Here is an 18,245-nt window from a genome sequence, read left to right on the forward strand (position 1 = left end):
CAGCACCATGCACAATCCCAAGCAACTTTTGAACTGGTTGGTCTTATCCCTGCTGCTAGTCCTGGTAGCCTGTGACCGCGAGGAGATCGACATCGCCGCCAACACGGACTTTCCCCCCGCCATCCTTTCCTCCACACCTTCGGCCAACGGACGGGTAGTGGCCGGTAACTTTGACGTCCGCGTAGTCTTTGCCGATGGCAGCATTTCTCCGCTGCAATCCGGTACGGTCACGCTCATGGACTCACTGATGACCGAGATCGCCACGGCGACCGAAGACCTCGAAGGGCTCCAGGACTCGATTGTGATCGAGGGATCGACCTTTGGCGCCGCCGACCTGGCACTGGGCATCTACAACATGACCGTCACGGTCACCGATACCAAGGGGCAAACCACCGAAAGCAGTTTTTCCTTCGAGATCAGCAACCTGCCGTACCCGGCCAACTACGATGAGATCTACCTGGCCGGCGACTTTAACACCTGGACGGACGACTCTCTCACCCTCGTGGCCGACCATATCTGGGAGATTCGGAACGTAGACCTCGACGGGGGAGGCTGGAAACTGAAGAGTAGCCTGAGCTGGGACGAAGAGAACTGGGGCGACGGCGACTGCGACGGCTTTTTGAACTCCAGCCTAGCGGCCGGCGGCAATGCCAATACCGAGTGCGGCTTCTCCGGCCTCGTCCACCTTCGCTTTAACGACGAGAGCCTGGCGTACAGCGTGACCCCCGCCGTTACCTTCGCTTCCCAGACCATGGGCCTCTACCTGCTCGGAACCTTCAACAACTTCCAGGGTAGCGAATACCAATTTACCCTCGTAGAGGATAATTCCTGGGAACTCGCCGAAATCCTCCTGAAACCCGGTGCCCAGTTCAAGATTGCTGAAATGCCCGACTTCGTCGGTACCAACTACGGCGACAACAACAATGACGGCGTAGCCCAGGTAGGCGGCAGCAACATCACCTACGCCGACACCCTGCAAGCGGCCTATTACTCGATCACCTTCAACGACCGCTCGTTGGCCTACGAACTTGAATTCCTGCGCAACGAACGGCCGGAAAGTATCGGCCTCATTGGTACGGCAGTCACCGGCGGCTGGACACCGGCAAACGGTGACTTCGACCTGCGCTACGACGAAGGCAGCGATACCTGGACGGCGGTGGTCGGCCTAGTCGCCGGCGAGTTCAAATTCCGGGCCAATGATGACTGGGAACTCAGCTGGGGAGGTGGAGCCTTCCCCTCCGGTACGGCAAGCTCCGACAACGACGATAACCTGACAGCAACCGCGGGCATTTACGTGGTGACCTTCGACGCCAGCACCGGCGAATACACTTTCGAGCCCGCCAGCGTCGGCCTTCTCGGTTCGGCCACCAGCACGGGATGGGATGCCGATATTGACATGACACCCAACCCCGACGTAGCCGGTGAAGTTACTTTGACCACGATGCTGACCAACTCTGCGGATAATCCCGGGGCCGTGAAATTCCGGGTCAACGACGACTGGCCATACAACTGGGGCGGCACCGAATTTCCTACCGGAACGGCGGTATTCAATAGCCCGGACAACATCCCCGTCCCCACCACCGGCGAGTACACCGTAACCTTCAACGTCAATACCCTCGAATACAGCTTCGAGTAGGAGTTAGCACTTGATCGACTACCCCTACGGGCACGCTTCCGGAGAAGCGTGCCCGTTTTTCGTATTGGCTGTTTCAGCTAACCCCGGGGCGGTAGGAGCGTTTGGCGAGGACGCAGGAGCAGGGTGCCGCTGGAAAAGCCTGAACTTTGGCATCCCTTTTTCCCGCTCGCCTTTCCTTGCACCCGCGCGCGGCGCCCAAAAAAAAACGAACGATGCGCTTCTTGTTTCTGCTTCTTTTTCCCCTTACGTTGTCCGCCCAGTGCCTACAGGGGGTGGACCTATCCTACGTGAATGCCGTCGAGGAAGGGGAAGGCATTTACCGGGATAGCCGGGGGGAACGCGTCGACCCCTACGCTTACTTCGCCGAACGGGGGGCGGAAATGGTCCGGCTGCGGTTATGGCATACCCCCGAGAATAACCAGAGCAGCTGCGGAGCACCGATCAGCAGTGGCGGAATGGAAGACGTGCTGCTGGCCGCCCGGCGTACCGACAGCGCCGGTATGGGTATCAAGCTGGCGCTGCATTACGGCGATTACTTCGTGGACCCCGGTAAACAGCGGCGCCCGGCTGCCTGGGACGGACTAGCTGATCAGGCGCTACTCGACAGCATCTATGGCTATACCTACCGGGTGCTCGAACGGATGCACGCCCAGGGAACGACGCCCGCCATCCTTGCCGTGGGCAACGAAACGGATAACGGCTTCGTGGATGCTACCGTACCGACCGACGGCTTCGAATGGGCAGCGGACGGCCCGAAATTTCAGGCGGGGATCCGGGCCGTTGCGGCCTTCAATACGGCTAACGGCACCGCGGTCAAATCGGCCATCCACCTCACCGAAAGCTACGCCCGCTACGGGGCGGCGGAACTGCAGCAGGCCGGCGTGACCGATTACGATATCCTGGGCATTTCTTATTACCCCCACTTCCATCCCGAAACGACGATCGCGGAGATCGGAAACCTGGTGAGCCACCTCACGGCAGCCTACGGCAAGGAGGTGATGATCTTCGAAACCGGGTTCAGCTTCAACCATAGGAGTGGCGGCGACGATTACAACAACTTCCTCGGCGGCAACGGCAACGTGGTGCCTTACCCCGCCACGCCGGAGGGGCAGCGGGATTTCCTGTTGGAATTGACGCGAACGGTGTGCGACAACGGCGGGGCGGGGGTGTTTTACTGGGAGCCGGGCTGGATCTCCAGCGAAATGTGTGACGCCTGGGGGCGGGGTTCCTCCTACGAAAACGCTTCCTTCTTCGATTTCGAGCGTGACAATCGCGCCCTGCCCGCCTTTGAATTCCTGGAGTACGGTACCGTTGCTACGCGGGAGGCGGTGCCGGAGGGGGCCATTACCCTGTACGCGAATCCGCCAGTCGACGGTAGCCTGCGGGTAGTGAGTACGCTGCCGATCGCGGGCTGGCGGTTGTTCGCGGCCGACGGCCGGGAAGTTGACCGGAAGGTCGGGCCGGGGAGCGACCTGAACGTGACGGTACCGACCGCTTCCCTGGCGACTGGCGGGTATTTCCTGCAATTGGAACTTCAGGACGGCCGTCGCGTGAGCCGGCGGGTGGGCGTCAAATAGCCTTTTCGCCGCGCCGGAATTCGACGATCTCAATGTCGTCGACGGTTTCCTCGAACCAGATCAGCGGAGCTGGATTTTTGTCGCCCGTACTCGTGTCGCATTTGAAGAAGAGGTAGTACAGTTGCCAGTACTCCCCGACGCGCTTACGCAGCTCGTCCATGCGCTGCTCGGATTCGGCGTACTTACCGTAGAGGTGAGCGAGGCGCCAGCAGTAATAGGCTTCGTCGTGCAGTTCCACTACGTTAAGGAGTAGGGGGTCGTCCACGTACCGCTCCAGGAATTGCCGGGCGTGTACGGAATGGTGTTTCGACCAGTCGCGGGGGGAGCCCCGGTGCTCGACGTGCTTGAAGGTGTCGTGGACCCAGCAGATGATGCGGAGTTTGCGCCGGGTTTCGCCGTCGACGGGCAGGGCGTCGATATTTTCGTTGACCTCTAGGATATGGCGCCAGATCGTACCTTCCGGATGGCCGTAACGGGGCAACCCCCAAGCTAACCCGCTCCGGAACGCTTCGTCCTTCAGAAAGCGGGCTTCCAGCTCAGTTTCGGGTTGTAAAAGGTCATTAAGTTCTTCGGCGGTCAAAACGGGAGGGTAGGGGGGGCGGTGTTGGTTACGGGCACGAAAATAGCTTAATGCCCGTAAAGTCGGGAAAGCGTTAACCAAAATATGGGTATCTCCTGTTCACTACACGTACCTCCCGATTTGGGTAGAGGGTACCCGACCGACCCATTATGAACGTACGTGCTCACTTTTTCTCCGCTCTGGCGGGTGGCCTCGTCGCCGCCTTGCTCGTGGCGTGGTTGCTACGTCCGGACGTTGTTGTTCCATCCCATACGATACCCGTCGTAAGTACGGAGCCGGCGCTTTACTGGGCCGATCGGGCCGATCCTTCCCGTCCAATGCCGGAATTGCCCGCTTTCGGGGTGGATTTTCGCCAGGCCGCCCGCCGCACCACCATGGCCGTCGTGCACGTGGATGCGCGGGTCGACGGGCGGGACCGGGCGACGGTCAAGGCGCTCTTCAACCGGGAGGACAACTCCGGCAACCTGGGCGGGCAGGGATCGGGCGTCATTTACCGGCCGGACGGCTACATCATCACCAATTACCACGTGGTAGAGGCAACGGATAACATTACCGTCACCACCGACGACCGACGGCGCTATTCGGCGGAGATCGTCGGGGTAGAGCCCAAGACCGACCTCGCGGTGCTGAAGATAAACGCAGAGAACCTGCCGTACCTCAAGAGCGCCAACTCGGACGATGCCGAACCGGGGCAGTGGGTGCTGGCCGTCGGGAGTCCACTCGGGCTCACCAGCACGGTGACCGCCGGTATCATCAGCGCGAAGGGCCGGAACCTGAGCCTGCTGCGAGATCCGGATGCGATCGAAAGCTTTATTCAGACGGACGCGGCGGTCAACCCCGGCAACAGCGGCGGCCCCCTGGTGGATGCGGACGGGCAGCTGCTGGGCATCAACACCGCCATCGCCTCCCGTACCGGGTTATTTCAGGGGTACAGCTTTGCCATTCCGATTAACCTGGTAAGCCGCATTGTCGACGACATTATCGAGTACGGCAGCTTCCGGCGGGCGCTGATGGGCGTGGAGATTTCTACGCTCACCGCCGCCGACATCGAGCGGCTGAACCTCAGCGATCGTAGCGAAGGAGTGGTCGTCGATGCCATCTTCCCCGGCGGGGCGGCCGAGCAGGGGGGGCTACTGGTCGACGACCTGATCGTGGCCGTGGACGGCCGGGTAATACGCGATCTGCCCGAACTGACCGAAATCATCGGCCGGGGGCGACCGGGCGACCGGCTGCTGGTGGCCGTGATCCGGGATAATAAATCGAGGGAGTTAACCATTGACCTCCAGGCGGCCGATGAATAAGCTAAGAAACAATCCACTGCATGAGGCTTAGAAGCGAAAATCTGGTAAAGAAGTACGGCAGCCGTACGGTAGTCAAGGGGGTGAGCATTCACGTCGACCGGGGCGACATCGTGGGATTGCTAGGACCCAACGGCGCCGGAAAGACCACCACTTTCTACATGACCGTCGGTTTCATCAAGCCCAACGAGGGCCGCGTTTATCTCGACGACGATGACATTACCAACCTGCCGATGTACAAACGGGCCCAGCGCGGCATCGGCTACCTTCCCCAGGAACCCTCCGTATTCCGCAAGCTTAGCGTGGAAGACAACATTATGGCCGTGCTGGAAATGACCAAGCTAAATAAGCTGGAACGCGCGGAAAAACTCGAAAGCCTGCTCGATGAGTTCAGTCTCCACAAAGTGCGCAAGAGCAACGGCGACACCCTCAGCGGCGGAGAACGGCGACGCACCGAGATCGCCCGCGCCCTGGCCACCGACCCCAGCTTCATCCTGCTTGACGAGCCCTTCGCCGGGATCGACCCGATTGCCGTAGAGGATATCCAGTACATCGTTGCCAAACTGAAGAATAAGAACATCGGCATCCTCATCACCGACCACAACGTCCAGGAAACCCTCAGCATCACCGACCGCGCCTACCTCATGTTCGAAGGCAATATCCTCAAAGCCGGCACCGCGGAGGAACTGGCCGCCGATGAGATGGTGCGAAAGGTTTATCTGGGGAAGAATTTTGTTTTGCGGCGGAAGATTATGGATGTTTAGGGCTCCCTGCGGTCGCTTAGTGGCTGCGCTTTGCTTGCCTTTAGTGGCTCCCTGCGGTCGCTTTTAGTGCTTGCTGCGCTGCGCGTTAGTGGGCAGTAAGTCCGCCTGCCGCGACCGCCATGAGCGAGCTACCCCAACATTCCCCCGTCAGCCACGAAGGTGCCCCCCGTCACGTAGCTAGCCGCGTCGCTCGCCAGCCAGACGGCCAGACCGGCGATTTCGTCGGGCGTGGCCATTCGGTTGAGGGGGATCATGTTCGTGAATTGCTGGGCCAGCTGCTCGTTTTCCCAGAGGGCACGGCTGAGTTTGGTCTTGACCAGACCGGGGCATATGACGTTCACGCGGATGTTTTCGGAAGCCCACTCGCGGGCCTGGCTTTTGCCGAGCATAATTAAGCCCGCCTTACTGATATTGTAAGCGGCGAAATTGGGATTGGCGTGGAGGCCCTCGATGGAGCTGATGTGGATCACCGAGCCGTGACCGGATTTTCGCAGATGCGGCAGCGCCAGGCTGCTCAGCTCCAGGGCGGCGGTGAGGTTGACGTCCAGGGTTTTATGGTAGGCATCGGGGGTGAGGCCTTCTACCGGCCCGAAGTAGGGATTGGTGGCCGCGTTATTGATCAGGATATCGAGCCGGCCGTAGGTAGCCAGGGTTTTTTCGATCAGTCGGCCGCGGTCGTCGGCGTCGGCTACGTGGCAGGCGATGCCGGTAGCTTCGAGCCCATCGGCGCGGTAGGCGGCTGCAACCGCATCGACCGATGCCTGGTTGCGGGAGCTGACGATCACCTTCGCCCCGAATTCTGCGAGTCCGCGGGCCATGGCTTCTCCGATCCCCTTAGAGGAACCCGTCACGATGGCTACCCGGTCCGTGAGCTCGAAGCGGGGGCGTATGCGTGCATTTTCCACCGATCAGTGGTCGTGGTTCATGCCTTCGGTGTGCTCGTGGTCCTCGGTGCCGAGGATTTGCTCGGCGTTGGCGAGGCTGGTGCGGACTTCGGCTTCCACCTCCGCGATCGAACGGGTGCGCTCGCGGATGAATTCCATGATTTCTTCGTTGTCCATCGATTCCCGCAGTTCCGGCAGGGGGCGGGAGTTGTTCATCCAGGCCATCATGGCGTCGTCGGCGTCTTCCAGTTGCTCGTTGGCGGCCATCAACAGCTCGCGGTAATCTTCCCCGTGGCCACCGGCGGAAAGTTGCTCGGTGATCTCGCGCTGGGCCTGGGTGATTTGTCCCATCATGGGCATTACCCGGTCGTGGCCTTCCATCATCAGGTCGTAGGCGGTTTCCTGGGCGGCTACCGTGGCGCGTTCTCCGGCGGTTTCGGCGACGTCTCCCTCACCGTTGCCACAGGCAAAGAATAGCAGGCAAAATAGCGGGTAGGTAAAAAGCTTCATAATGAATAGATTTTGCGTTGTGGGAGCATAAACAAGCCGGAGGTGAATAGTTGCGCCGGAGCGCGGGTGCCGGAGACTACCTACAAAGGTAGACCTCCCCGGCAACTATCGCCATACTACCCGATAACTCAGTACCGGGATCAGCGGTAAGGCCTCCCGTTCGTTGGGGCGGTTCAGGAATGTATCGAAATAACTAGCCGCCGTGTTGGAAACACCGGCCACGTTCTGGATGTCCAGCGCGATGGTGGTGGAACGCTGGCCGCGTTCCTTGGTGCGGTACACCCGCAGATCGGGACGAAAGTAGACGCCGTTGGTGTTGACGAAGCCTTCGCCGTAATCCGGCGGGATGAAGTAGGGGTTAAGCCGGCCTGAGTTCCCGACGATCCGGCCGGTCCGCTCTCCGCCGTAGCCGATCAGGGCGACGTTGAAGCCGTAGGTACGGGCGTTCGCGTTGTTGTCGGTCCCCGGCCACTCCCGGCCCAGGGTGAGCTTGGCGACCAGGTCGCTGCTGTAGCGGTCTTTAGCCCAGGATTCGTCCGACTGCTCCGTTTCGGCGCGGAATAGGGAGGCGCTGCCGCGGTAATACCACCCCTTCTCCCGTTGGCCGCCCGCCACTTCCGCCTCCAGGCCGTAGCGGCGGGTGGCGGTGCGGGTGGTAAAGACGAAATTCGGATCGATTTCCAGGAAGTTATTCGCGCTCAGCAGGAAGTCGCCGACCCGGGCGGCGTATTCGCCGGGGGTATACTGGTAGTAAGCGGTCAACAGGGTATTCACCTTCCCGAGCTTACGGCCGTAGGCGACGCTGGCCTGGTTGTTTACCGGGATGAAGTCGAAGAAGGCTTCCGATCCCAGCAGCAACCCCGCGTAGGGCATTCGGCTCAGTCGTTCCAGCGCGACGACTACCCGCTGATCGTTCCACCGCAACCGGTACCGCAAGCGGGGTTCGAAAACGATCAGGTTTCGGTTGTTCCCGATTTGGTACCAGGCCGCCCGGGCGGCCAGCTCCAGCGCCCCGCCGCCCGATTTGGATAGAATACGGGTGCCGACGTAGGGTGCTACGCTCCGTGCCTCCACGCTGCGTTCGATGTTGCGGCCAGTGCCAGAATTATAGAAATTGGTTGCTGTGTCGAAGCGGTCTTCCAACAATTCCGCCCCCGCCTGCAGGGTGACCTGTTGGCTCAGAATAACCTCGTGATCGACGAAGGCGCTGATCCGCTGCTGGTCTAACGTGCCGTCGTAGACCTGGACCCGGAGGTTAGGGTCGAAAAAATCCTGGATCCGCTCGGTATTCAAGGTAGAAAAAGCAGCCCCGGCGGTAAGGGTACCGGAGGTGAAGTCCGTCTTGAAATTAGCACCGACAATGGCCAGGTCGTTCTCGAAGTCGATATCGAACAGTTCCTTCTGTTCGGTGACCTCCTCGTCCGGGTCGGGGGAGAAGTAGTTGGTACTGCGACCGAGGACGGTGAAGAGGCTGTAGGCACTCCGCTCCGTTCGCCCATGTAGGTGGGCATTGATGTCGGAGAAGCTGATTTCTTCCCCACCGAAGTCCACGCCCAGATCCGCCAGCAGGCCGGTGAAGCTATAGCGGGCGTTGACGAGGTAGCTGATGCCGGAGTTAGCGATCGGGCCCTCGGTGGCGGCATCGAAGCCGATCAGGCTCGCCTGCAGTTGGTGTACCCGCTTGTCATGGTTGCCGGGTCGCAGCCGCAGGTCGAAGGTACCCCCGGTAGCGTTGCCGTAGCGGGCGGGTAATCCGCCGGCCAGGAAGGCGGAGTTATCGAGCACCTGGGCGCTCAGGGCGTTGGTGCCGCCGCCGTTGAGGGTGGGCAGATCGTAAAAGGTGCCCGCGTTGGCCGTATGGTTGGGGTTAACGACGGCCAGCCCGTTAAGCCGCCAGAGGTTGGCGTTGGGGGTGTTGCCCCGCACGCTGAGGTGATTGGCCTGGTCGTTTGTCTGTACCACCCCGGGCAGGAGGGCGATCAAGCGTGCCGGATCGTAAAAGGTGGCCGGCAATCGCCGCACTTCCTCAATGGTAAAGGCCTGGGCCAGGGGACTCACCTGCAGGTAACTGGCGCGTACTTCGGCTCCGGGTAAGTCGATGCCGCCGAAGGAAAGGGAATCCTGGGCGGTCACGGACAATGACAGGAAAAGACAAAAAACGAGGAGACGGGAGCGGGTCATTAGCGGGGCTTTCACGAAAGCGGTAAAATTACCATTTCTTTCCTTGCACGATTCGCCGCCACTACCGTATATTTGCGCTCCCTTAGCAATGGATGCCTACGATGGTGGGTGGCCGTAGCTTTCGAATCGGGTCGCTTAGCTCAGTTGGTTCAGAGCACCTCGTTTACACCGAGGGGGTCGGGAGTTCGAGTCTCTCAGCGACCACTTTTCATTTACGAAGCCCCTTGACTATCAGTTAGTTAAGGGGCTTTGTCGTTTGTGGGGGACGTTTAAGGGGACAAATAAGGAATTTAAGTAGACTGATTTGCCAACACTCCTAAGTTGAACCGCCCCACTTTGGAGCCTAAATCGGGCGTCTACTCCTTTGCTTTGTACTTTACTTGCCAATTGCAGTCCTACTTACTTGTTGTCTTCCTGGCAGCTACCAAACAGCCATTGTACATGTACCTAATGTATATTGATGAGAGCGGAGATACCGGCCACAACAATTCCCCAACGGATCATTTTGTCGTTTCTGCAATCGTAATACATGAGGAGGATTGGCTCAACGTCTTGAACGACTTTATTAAGTTTCGAAGAGCGGTCAAGGAAAAGTTTGGGCTAAAGATGAGTGAAGAAATCCACGCAGCACCATGGCTCAACAATAATCCAAACTTGTACCCACCTATCAGCAAATGGGATAGGATGGTAATCTTGAGAGCTTGTCTAAAATGGCTCAATAATCGCTCAGACATCAGTGTTTTTGCTGTCCGATGCTATAAACCAGCGAACCGAAATAAGGACGTTTTTGATCTTACGTGGGAGTACTTCATCCAACGGTTCAACAATACACTGGAGCACGGTAATTTCCCCAAAGGAAGGAAGAACGATAGAGGTCTTGTCATGCCAGACAACACACACGGTAAAAAATTAACCAAGCTCATGCGAAGGATGCGACGGTATAATATCGTCCCTAGTAAATTGTCCACTCATGGACTAGGAGCGAGGCAACTCAATGTAAAGCTTGTTATTGAGGATCCGGCTATGCGCGACTCAAAGGACAGCTATATTCATCAACTAGCTGACGTTGTAGCTTTTTTTATTCGGATGAATTATGAGCCAAATCGATATGTGCGTAAAAAGGGGGCTCACAACTTTGCAAGAAAGTTCTTGTCCAAGGTGCTAAATCCGCACATTGTAAGAAATACTAGTCTTAAAGGAGTAAAAGAAGTTTAAATAATAAGGGGCAAACTCTAAGAGCTGCCCCGGGTGACTCCTACTTAACTTAGCCTTAGGCCATTACCCTCATGGGGGGTTCAGAATCAATGTAAAGATACCAAGTTTTATGTAGCTACGCAAAAAAGGTTAAGGCAGGCGCAAATTCATAAATTGCGCAAGCCGAAAGAAAGCCGCTTCATGCTTCCATTCTGCCTGCTTGTGTCTTACATAAGCCTTTGTATACTGTCCACGGTACATCTTTGGTTTACCTTCCGGCCACCGTGGGGGAGCGGGCTTCGCTAGCCGCATCATCTTACTTTCCGCCTGACTTGCGTAGATCGCCGTACCAAAAGCCTTTTGGCTGTAGAAGTAGCGCCCCATTCTATATAGCTTCCGGCACTTGCCGCCCGTATGGGGGCAGATGAAGTACCAAACTTTACCCCGTCCCAGGTTGCTAGGTCGATTAATAAGTCTGATTTGCTGCTTCACTATCTCCCCTTGTCCGGTTTGATAGGAAACGGTCAGGTATGCCGCAGCTTCGTAAGTCTCGACAGCTAGGTTCGCGCTGCCACTTGGTCTACCGCAAAATGACCATTGTATAGTTCCGGTTACCCGGTGGTTAAGTTTCAAATAGCCTTGGTCGATGAGGAACCGAAGGGGAATAGCATTGTGGTGCTCTACAATCGGGGTGCCGGGGCTGTGTCTTCCCATTTTTTAACCTAAATAGTTAAGGATAAGATACAGCTTTTAGACGATAATCACAACCAATTTAGTGTTTTAGCCAAGGTTATAGCGCTGATTATCAGAGCTATAATAGATATGATTCTAGTCCATATATGGTTTGTTCTAGTCGATTTGAAAACCGCGCTTTGATTCTCAATGATCTTGTTTTCCAAAGCTCGCTTTTGTGCTTCAACCTCTCCTCTTAATTTTTGAATTTCAAGTTCAAACCGTTCTTCTTGCCGATTTTTCTCTTTATATATTCTGTCCAAGTAAGCCGAATATCCCCCTTGGTCACATATAATCTGACCTGCGTTCGTGAATCGTATAAAGGTTCCATCGCTCGTTCCCTTATTTGGCTGAATTAGGCCTTCGTCTACTAAGTAACTCAGTATTTGCTGTACTTCTGTAGCGTCAAGACCTGCTATTCGGGCAATACTGACGAGATTGTCAAACACGCGATTTGGCGTCTTTTGATTTTCCTGACAGACCCAATCAAAGATTCTTGCTTTCTTTTCTTCGGTAGTCATTTGCAAATTCTTTATTCTTTAAAGCCTTATCAGGCTCGGTACCCTTCCGGAGTTATTTCCGCCTGTCCAAGGCTCTCCATCATCTCCAACAGCTTCTCAGCTTCCCCCTGTCGCTTCTTAGTCAGTTTAGGCTTGAACGCCTCCGCAATATCAGAAAGGCTCAACGGCGTTTCCCCAGCTTCCCGTAGCAGGTCACGGAGGGTAGTTACTTGAGCGGTTAGGTCTTTTGGCCACTTGCGCTTTTCCGCTACAACAGCCACGGTAGCTATGTCGTCTTCGTCAAGCTCCAGTTCCGATTGTACACCTCTGTTTTCTTCCGGGGCTTGGTATTCCGGACGTAGCCAGCGAACTAAACCTTTTGCTTCCTCTGCCGCCCGTTCCGCGTTGAGGTCAACTAAACGCTGTAATATTTCCTGCGTCACGTCGTCCCTTAGCTTGGCTTCGCTGGAGTCCGGATCGCCCGCTATCAAGTCCTCCCAACCGTAGGCTTTGGCTACTGCTACGTCCAATTCATCGTGTAGTTGCTTGAGGATGCCAACTAACCCCTGTTCGTGAATCTTGCGCTCTTTATCGTCCAATGGCTCGCCGGAGCGGAGCTTTTCCAGCACATTGTATAAGCCGGTCATGGTGAGCTTAGGCTGTTGTGCTTGTTGGCGCTTGCGGTGGGCGTCCAGGCGTTCAGCTAGATTGCGGATGGATTGCTTCTGGTCTTCAGTCGGGGAGGGAAAGGGGAAAGTTTCAAAACAGCGCGTTTTCGCATAAACTGAATCGTTGCCTACACCTAACCAACTTCCAGCTGCCAAAGAGTACACTACGTGAATAGAACTGGAAAGCACACCTAAGTAATGCGCATCATCTAGGGCAATGTTGACGAGCTTGTTATCGGGTAAAACTGTCTTATCAAGAAAAGTAAAAAACCTGTGTCTGGACGTTTCAACTGTAGTAATGTACTTATCAAGGCCTTTCATGGCGGCTCGCATTACAACTCTGGCCTCTCCATAAATCCACCAGTTTTCTCTTACGCTTTTGCGTCTATTTTGATCCCTTTCTGGCTTTACCCTATCGTAAACGTGTTGGTATATGACCGGGAGCTCTTGCCTCACTTTCTCTATTTCATATCCAAATAAGTCGATCACTAATACGTCTCTGCTATGGCTAGTGAGGTCACGGCCATTGCGGTACTCTTTTATGATTTCCCCTTTGTCTATGCCGCACTCTAGATTATAAATGTCGGCCGTGCTCCTTTCAACAATAAATCCGCTGCCTGAAAGCTGCATGCCTCTATGACTGAGACCGCTATTGGCATCAAGACTACTTGCGCCTGCTACATTTGCACCTACTGTTAAATCGGCCTGTACTTTCCCGATTTGCTCCTTAAAAGTAATCTCAGCTGCTTCACTTTCTGCAGGTGAATTTTCTTCTAGAACAGTTATTAGCCCGCCAAGCTTTTCGCCATTTTCAACAGAAGTCATAGCTATTCTAACCGCAGCTCCGTCAGCATTGTCAACCCAGGGATGGTCTGGCACCGCAAAAACAATAGAAAGAGGCTTGCTTTGGCTAAGGTGGTGCTGAATAACCCGCCGGTTAAATGTCTGTCGAATGCTGTTTGTGGTAATAAAGCCGAAGCGGCGAGTTTTACTATTTCTCACCGCTTCCGCCGCCGTATCCCACCAAAACATGACAAAGTCGGCTGAATCTGGGACATTTTTATAGGCCTTGCGTAGCGCTTCTGTGTAGCCGTCCCCCAAGCTTTCCCGCATCCGCGCGGTTCCAATGAACGGCGGATTCCCCACAATGAAATCCGCTTCAGGCCATTCCGCCTTATTCGCACCGATATACTGCAGCGCCTGCGTCCGCGCTGCTTCATCTGGCACCTGCTTGCTGGTTACTGGGTGCGTCTTAAAAGTCACGCCGTCCCAGCGGGTAACGGGGTTACCATCATCAAGTAGCGGTTCAGTGCGCTCCCAGGCTAGCACGGCGTCCCGATTTTCTATGTTGTGGTAGTCGCGGATGATCGGCTCTCCTAAGTCGTTTACATCGCCAGTGCTGCGGAGGTGCCACTGTAAGTAGCCTATCCATAACACTAGTTCCGCAATGGCGGCGGCGCGGGGATTGATCTCGATACCTAGCATGTTTTCCGGGGTAATTGTGGCCCCGGTAAGGCCAATGCTAATTTGACCCTGTCCCAGGTCCCGGAGGGTGTTGCGTACTTCCCCCTCCAGACGCTTTAGGAGCTCTAGGGTGACGTACAGAAAGTTTCCGCTACCACATGCCGGATCAAGTACGCGGAGGTCCGCTAGACGTTGTAAAAAGCTCTCTAAGCTCTTAATTGCCTTATCTGTTTCACCGTCCTCCGCAAGGGCTAGCGCCGCCGTTTGTACGCTTTCCCATTCGTGGCGTAGAGGTTCAAGGATAGTGGGTTGTACTAGTCGCTCCACGTACGCGCGGGGGGTGTAGTGTGCACCCAGGCTATGCCGTTCGCGAGGATCTAAGGCACGTTCAAGCAGGGTTCCAAAAATGGCCGGCTCTACCTCCCGCCAGTCGGCCCGTGCCGCTTCTACCAAAAGTTGTATTTCGTCCTCATTCAGGGGTAGCGCGGTCTGATCGGCAAACAGTCCGCCGTTAAAGTGCTTCACCTGTGCGTTGAGGGCTATACTCCAGCCGCCCTTGTCCATTGTCTGCCACAGCGAAGTAAGGTTTGGTACAAAGCCCTGCGGCTGCTCTTTGGTGCGCTCTAGTAGGTTTGTAAATGCTTTTTCCGGCAGCAATCCAGCGTCCTCCGCGAACATGGTAAACAGACAGCGCATCAGAAAGCCCGCAACTACCTCCGTGGCGTGTTCCCCCTCCAGGCTCTTCGCCAACTTCGCTAGTCGGTCCGCGATTAGTTTAGTAACTCTGGCGCTCCGGCGGGCTGGGTCTAGGGCTAGCGGATCGGTCCAGACTAACCGAAGCCGGTCCCGTAGTTCCTCCCGGTGTAGATCCCTAATCGGGATGCGGTAATTATTGGGGTCGGGGAAAGGTTGGTAGATACCACCGGCGCGGCTCCAGTCGGCGTAAAGGGCGACGCTGTGCCCCACGTCGGCTACCATGATAAAGGGTGGGCGTCCTCCTTTTATTTCCGTTCCATCTAGCAAACGGGCATAGTTCTCCGCCTGCTTTTTTGCCTTTTCCATTGCTACGTCCCAACCGTGGGTGCCACGCTTTCCGTGGCCGGTCTTACGGGCGCGTAGGTTTTTTGATTTTTCCGCGCTGAGGGCTTCCACGCTCTCCAGCGTTGCGCCTTGCTTATTTTCCAGGATGAAGTGCCCGCGCTTATAGCAGTCTATCTTCTTTACGTTGCCTTTTGGCGTAGGTACGGACTTCTCAAAGACGTAGGTGTTTTGACTTTCGTCCGGTACGGTCGGATCGGGTTTGGTTACTCCCAACACCTCACAGAGGTCATTGGTGAAACTTTGGGCGTTGCTTGACTCAGCGGCTCCGGAAACGGACCACTTTTTCACAAACTCGGGTACAGTAAGCATGTCGTGCAAGGTAACACCTCGTTACAAAACCATGATGCTATTCCAGCAGGTCGGAAAAAATTGTCGCTTCGGCTAAACTAAGATCCAACTCGTGTCATTTTACCTTTAGTCTTGGCGATGTACTGGTGCGTGGCGCACTAGGCTTGAACCGCCAAGGGTGTCAGTCTGTGAGTTCGCTTATTCAGACTGTCGATATGACCCACGGCTTATGAGGATGTAAGCCGAGCGTTTACTGTTTTAAACCTTTTGGGATAAGTAGCTAACCATAGCTTAATCAAGTCGTGATTAAGAACAGGGTTAGCTATTTCTATTTTAGGACATCTCATACCGGTATTTCGCCGGTCCATCGAGTAAGGAGGATTTTCGCCTATCTGTAATGGGGCAACTAACTGCTAATCGTGGAACACAATCTTATTGTCTACACCGCTCAAAGCGAGCAATTTTCTAAACAGGGGAGCGTCAAACTAAGCTTACAGGCGGTTGACGCTCCCACAAAAACAAAATTATGAATTTACCTGAATGGCTTATAAAGTTCAACCAGTTTATTTTGGCGATACGAAATATCGTTTGGATGGTCTCAGTAGTAACTACCCTTGTTCCACTAATAATGACCGTGTACAGGAACTGGGGCGGACTATAAGGTTGATCTTCAACTAGGGATCGAAAGTCGTCCTGAGACTACTTTTGAAGACACAGTTGTCTTTGCCATGCTTCAAACATGGTAAGACAACTTTGTCTTCAAAAGGTTGATTATTGGACGACTTTTGAACAGTCAGTAGTTCACCTATTTGGTGCTTCTGAGGCGGGTATGCTTATACTACTCCGCGATATTTTTTCGCGACGTACTCTGATATACCGTAGTTTGCTGCAATCGTATGAGCTATGATGTCCGGCAAGGATATACTTAACTCTTCTGATAGTTCCGTAAGACCTTCGGGATAGCAAATTGCCTCTAAGTCACCATTCAAATTTGTAGTGGACTTACTCCCAGCCTGGGACAGCCTTTCGGTAGGGCACCGAATGGACGCGTTGGCCAAGATGGTCTCGCGTACAATTCGCTCGATGTGCTTTTGTAAGCCCCGAATTAAATAAGAGCCAGGCTGCCCGTCCTTTGAGAGCATCTTAATCGTCTGCTTGGCTCCATAGGTGGCGTCGCTGCTCCGGGCTTTTAAGGGCGTTCTGGCCGCTGTGGTGTGGTTTCCTGCCGAATATCCATGTAGCCTAGCATAGTGCCGTTCTATGGCTTCCCAGTCAAAGAACTGGGCTGTAGCGTACCGATCTTTTCCAATCCTCTTGCGAAAAATGAAAGCCGACATAACCTCTTGCCGAAAAATGGCTAGTCTAACTGAAGGATCTAGCAAGGATTGTAACGTAACCGGCTGAAGTTCTCCAAAACTGTCATGGTACGTCAGTTTGTTAAACTCTTTACTTTTTATGTGAAGCTCTAGGCGGGCTAGCTTCGGTTTGTCTTGCATGGTAGCTATTCCGTCAGCAACTACCCGGCTAGCTATGTACTGTCGGTTTCTTCGCTCTAGGGTAGTTCCATTTTTATATAAGTTGAAGGATCGCGGCGAAGCCTGTTTGCCTATACGCATCCCGTTTACGGTTCCACCTTCTCCAATCTCTATCCCCCAACTCCTTCCCCCCTTGCGGTCAAGGCGATTTGCTTGGATGTATTCAGGAATTTGAATTATACGGGGGCTAGTGATCTGAATTTCCCAGTGAGTCAAGGTGATGTTGGTCGCTCCCACCGCATCCAAAAGACCTACTAGTAGCCCTACTGCCTGGTCAGTGTAGTGCAAGTGGTTTTCAATGTGAAACGCGCACATGGACCGCCGGCCCCGTACCGGATGCGTTGATAAAGTAGCTACCTTGTCCAGATGTGACCGGAAGAACACGTCATAGACCCGCGAGTAATTGCCCCTACCGTGTTCTTGCGGGCGGAGCGTGTAAGAGTCAAAAACCAGCGTTTGAGCCCCTGGAGCAGCTAACAAACTGCCGGAAGATTGCGAACCGGGGCCGGCAGGTAGATAGGCTATTCCGTCTAGTCGGTCATCGGTCAAGCTTAGCTTGGTAAATAGCTCAAACGGAGGTAAGTGTTGATCTTGTGACGTCGGGTGTGTCTTCCCCCTTCGCCCGTCGCGGCTTTGGGGCCGCTCCTCCCCGGGGGCTTCCTTTCCCGCCGCGGCCGCCTTTTCTGTTTGGCTTTCGCCTTTTCCTTCTTTCGCGGTTTCCGTTTGCTTACCTAGCTTCTTTGTGCCTGCTGGGGGCGATTGAACTTCCTTACAGTAGAGGGAGTCAATTGCCCCGGAGCGACCTTCTTTGGACGGAGGTTCATTGGCCCAAACTTTTCCTTTGGGCAGTACCGCAGGGAAAGTGTTGGCGGGAGTTTGTAGGTAGCGGGCTTCTGTTTGTAGCTCGGAGTTAGAGGAGGGAGCTGAGCCGGCGGAGCATAGGCCGGCTAGTTCCGCAGACAGTATCTTTGCCATGCGGTTGCGGATTGTGGCCGCTGCATTTGTAGGGGGTTGGTCTGTATGTTTGGCGACTCGGACCGACCCCCGCAGTTTGCGCGAACCTAGTTATAGAGGGGTTTTGCCTACCGTAGCAGGAGGCGATACAGACTTAGACTTTGCGGGCTAGCTTTTCTACTTGCGTACGATCTAGGCGCACGGCCCGTACTCCCACACGCTTTTTCTCTAGCAGACCGTCGTTGATGTAGTTATCTACGGTGCTTAGGCTTACGCTTAGCAAACTAGCGGCTTGGTGGCGGGTGATGAGAGCGGGTAAATGGGGCTGCTCTGGTTCGTTCGCAGGTGTGGATGCCGGCAACGCCTTCTGTAGGGCGGC

Annotated in this window: 12 protein-coding genes and 1 tRNA gene; 6 read left to right on the forward strand and 7 right to left on the reverse strand. The window is 55.2% G+C overall.

Features of this window, described 5'->3' with window-relative positions; all coding sequences use genetic code 11:
• Positions 1-7 precede the first annotated feature (7 nt).
• Both CLV84_RS01285 and CLV84_RS01290 read left to right on the forward strand, forming a co-directional pair.
• The gene (locus tag CLV84_RS01285) at positions 8-1,636 is read left to right on the forward strand and encodes a cadherin repeat domain-containing protein (protein ID WP_104417934.1); all 1,629 of its coding nucleotides are present in this window, start codon (positions 8-10) and stop codon (positions 1,634-1,636) included.
• A gap of 212 nt (positions 1,637-1,848) precedes the next feature.
• Positions 1,849-3,213: a glycosyl hydrolase 53 family protein gene (locus tag CLV84_RS01290; protein ID WP_104417935.1), complete on the forward strand. Its 1,365-nt coding sequence runs from the start codon at positions 1,849-1,851 to the stop codon at positions 3,211-3,213.
• Here CLV84_RS01290 and CLV84_RS01295 read toward each other — a convergent pair.
• On the reverse strand, positions 3,206-3,793 hold the full coding sequence (locus tag CLV84_RS01295; RefSeq protein WP_104417936.1) for a hypothetical protein: 588 nt from the start codon (positions 3,791-3,793) through the stop codon (positions 3,206-3,208). The two genes, CLV84_RS01290 and CLV84_RS01295, sit on opposite strands and share 8 nt — an antisense overlap.
• Positions 3,794-3,942: 149 nt before the next feature.
• On the opposite strand from CLV84_RS01295, the gene CLV84_RS01300 reads away from it, so the two are divergent.
• The gene (locus CLV84_RS01300; protein WP_104417937.1) at positions 3,943-5,094 is read left to right on the forward strand and encodes a S1C family serine protease; all 1,152 of its coding nucleotides are present in this window, start codon (positions 3,943-3,945) and stop codon (positions 5,092-5,094) included.
• Between the two features lie 20 nt (positions 5,095-5,114).
• Positions 5,115-5,855, forward strand: coding sequence for an LPS export ABC transporter ATP-binding protein (gene lptB / locus CLV84_RS01305; protein ID WP_104417938.1), 741 nt, complete (start codon positions 5,115-5,117; stop codon positions 5,853-5,855).
• Between the two features lie 128 nt (positions 5,856-5,983).
• Here lptB and CLV84_RS01310 read toward each other — a convergent pair whose 3' ends face one another.
• From CLV84_RS01310 to CLV84_RS01320, 3 genes are all read right to left on the reverse strand, one after another.
• A complete protein-coding gene (locus CLV84_RS01310; RefSeq protein ID WP_104417939.1) occupies positions 5,984-6,760 on the reverse strand; it encodes an SDR family NAD(P)-dependent oxidoreductase in 777 nt (258 codons plus the stop codon).
• A gap of 3 nt (positions 6,761-6,763) precedes the next feature.
• Positions 6,764-7,249 (reverse strand): hypothetical protein, encoded by a 486-nt coding sequence (locus tag CLV84_RS01315; protein WP_104417940.1) that lies wholly within the window; start codon positions 7,247-7,249, stop codon positions 6,764-6,766.
• Positions 7,250-7,354: 105 nt separating this feature from the next.
• A complete protein-coding gene (locus CLV84_RS01320; protein ID WP_104417941.1) occupies positions 7,355-9,430 on the reverse strand; it encodes a TonB-dependent receptor in 2,076 nt (691 codons plus the stop codon).
• A 129-nt stretch (positions 9,431-9,559) separates the two neighbouring features.
• On the opposite strand from CLV84_RS01320, the gene CLV84_RS01325 reads away from it, so the two are divergent.
• Together CLV84_RS01325 and CLV84_RS01330 are read left to right on the forward strand one after the other, a co-directional pair.
• Positions 9,560-9,634, forward strand: a tRNA-Val gene (locus CLV84_RS01325).
• A gap of 117 nt (positions 9,635-9,751) precedes the next feature.
• Positions 9,752-10,645 carry a DUF3800 domain-containing protein gene (locus CLV84_RS01330; protein WP_146088669.1) on the forward strand — a complete coding sequence of 298 codons (894 nt, stop codon included), beginning with the start codon at positions 9,752-9,754 and terminating at the stop codon, positions 10,643-10,645.
• A gap of 740 nt (positions 10,646-11,385) precedes the next feature.
• Here CLV84_RS01330 and CLV84_RS01340 read toward each other — a convergent pair.
• From CLV84_RS01340 to CLV84_RS01350, 3 genes are all read right to left on the reverse strand, one after another.
• Positions 11,386-11,877, reverse strand: a complete 492-nt coding sequence (locus tag CLV84_RS01340; protein WP_104417944.1) for a hypothetical protein — start codon at positions 11,875-11,877, stop codon at positions 11,386-11,388.
• A 29-nt stretch (positions 11,878-11,906) separates the two neighbouring features.
• A complete protein-coding gene (locus CLV84_RS01345; protein WP_104417945.1) occupies positions 11,907-15,398 on the reverse strand; it encodes a class I SAM-dependent DNA methyltransferase in 3,492 nt (1,163 codons plus the stop codon).
• An 812-nt stretch (positions 15,399-16,210) separates the two neighbouring features.
• A complete protein-coding gene (locus CLV84_RS01350) occupies positions 16,211-17,200 on the reverse strand; it encodes a hypothetical protein (protein ID WP_146088670.1) in 990 nt (329 codons plus the stop codon).
• Between the last annotated feature and the right edge of the window lie 1,045 nt (positions 17,201-18,245).

It is taken from the genome of Neolewinella xylanilytica (assembly GCF_002934605.1).
In the GTDB taxonomy this organism is placed as follows: Bacteria; Bacteroidota; Bacteroidia; order Chitinophagales; family Saprospiraceae; genus Neolewinella; species Neolewinella xylanilytica.

What these genes read in the sequence shown, in the direction of transcription:
- CLV84_RS01300 (WP_104417937.1), top strand. Translation starts at nt 3,943, where the DNA reads ATGAACGTACGTGCTCACTTTTTCTCCGCTCTGGCGGGTGGCCTCGTC.
- CLV84_RS01345 (WP_104417945.1), bottom strand. Translation starts at nt 15,398, where the DNA reads ATGCTTACTGTACCCGAGTTTGTGAAAAAGTGGTCCGTTTCCGGAGCC.
- CLV84_RS01315 (WP_104417940.1), bottom strand. Translation starts at nt 7,249, where the DNA reads ATGAAGCTTTTTACCTACCCGCTATTTTGCCTGCTATTCTTTGCCTGT.
- CLV84_RS01290 (WP_104417935.1), top strand. Translation starts at nt 1,849, where the DNA reads ATGCGCTTCTTGTTTCTGCTTCTTTTTCCCCTTACGTTGTCCGCCCAG.
- CLV84_RS01320 (WP_104417941.1), bottom strand. Translation starts at nt 9,430, where the DNA reads ATGACCCGCTCCCGTCTCCTCGTTTTTTGTCTTTTCCTGTCATTGTCC.
- CLV84_RS01285 (WP_104417934.1), top strand. Translation starts at nt 8, where the DNA reads ATGCACAATCCCAAGCAACTTTTGAACTGGTTGGTCTTATCCCTGCTG.
- lptB (WP_104417938.1), top strand. Translation starts at nt 5,115, where the DNA reads ATGAGGCTTAGAAGCGAAAATCTGGTAAAGAAGTACGGCAGCCGTACG.
- CLV84_RS01340 (WP_104417944.1), bottom strand. Translation starts at nt 11,877, where the DNA reads ATGACTACCGAAGAAAAGAAAGCAAGAATCTTTGATTGGGTCTGTCAG.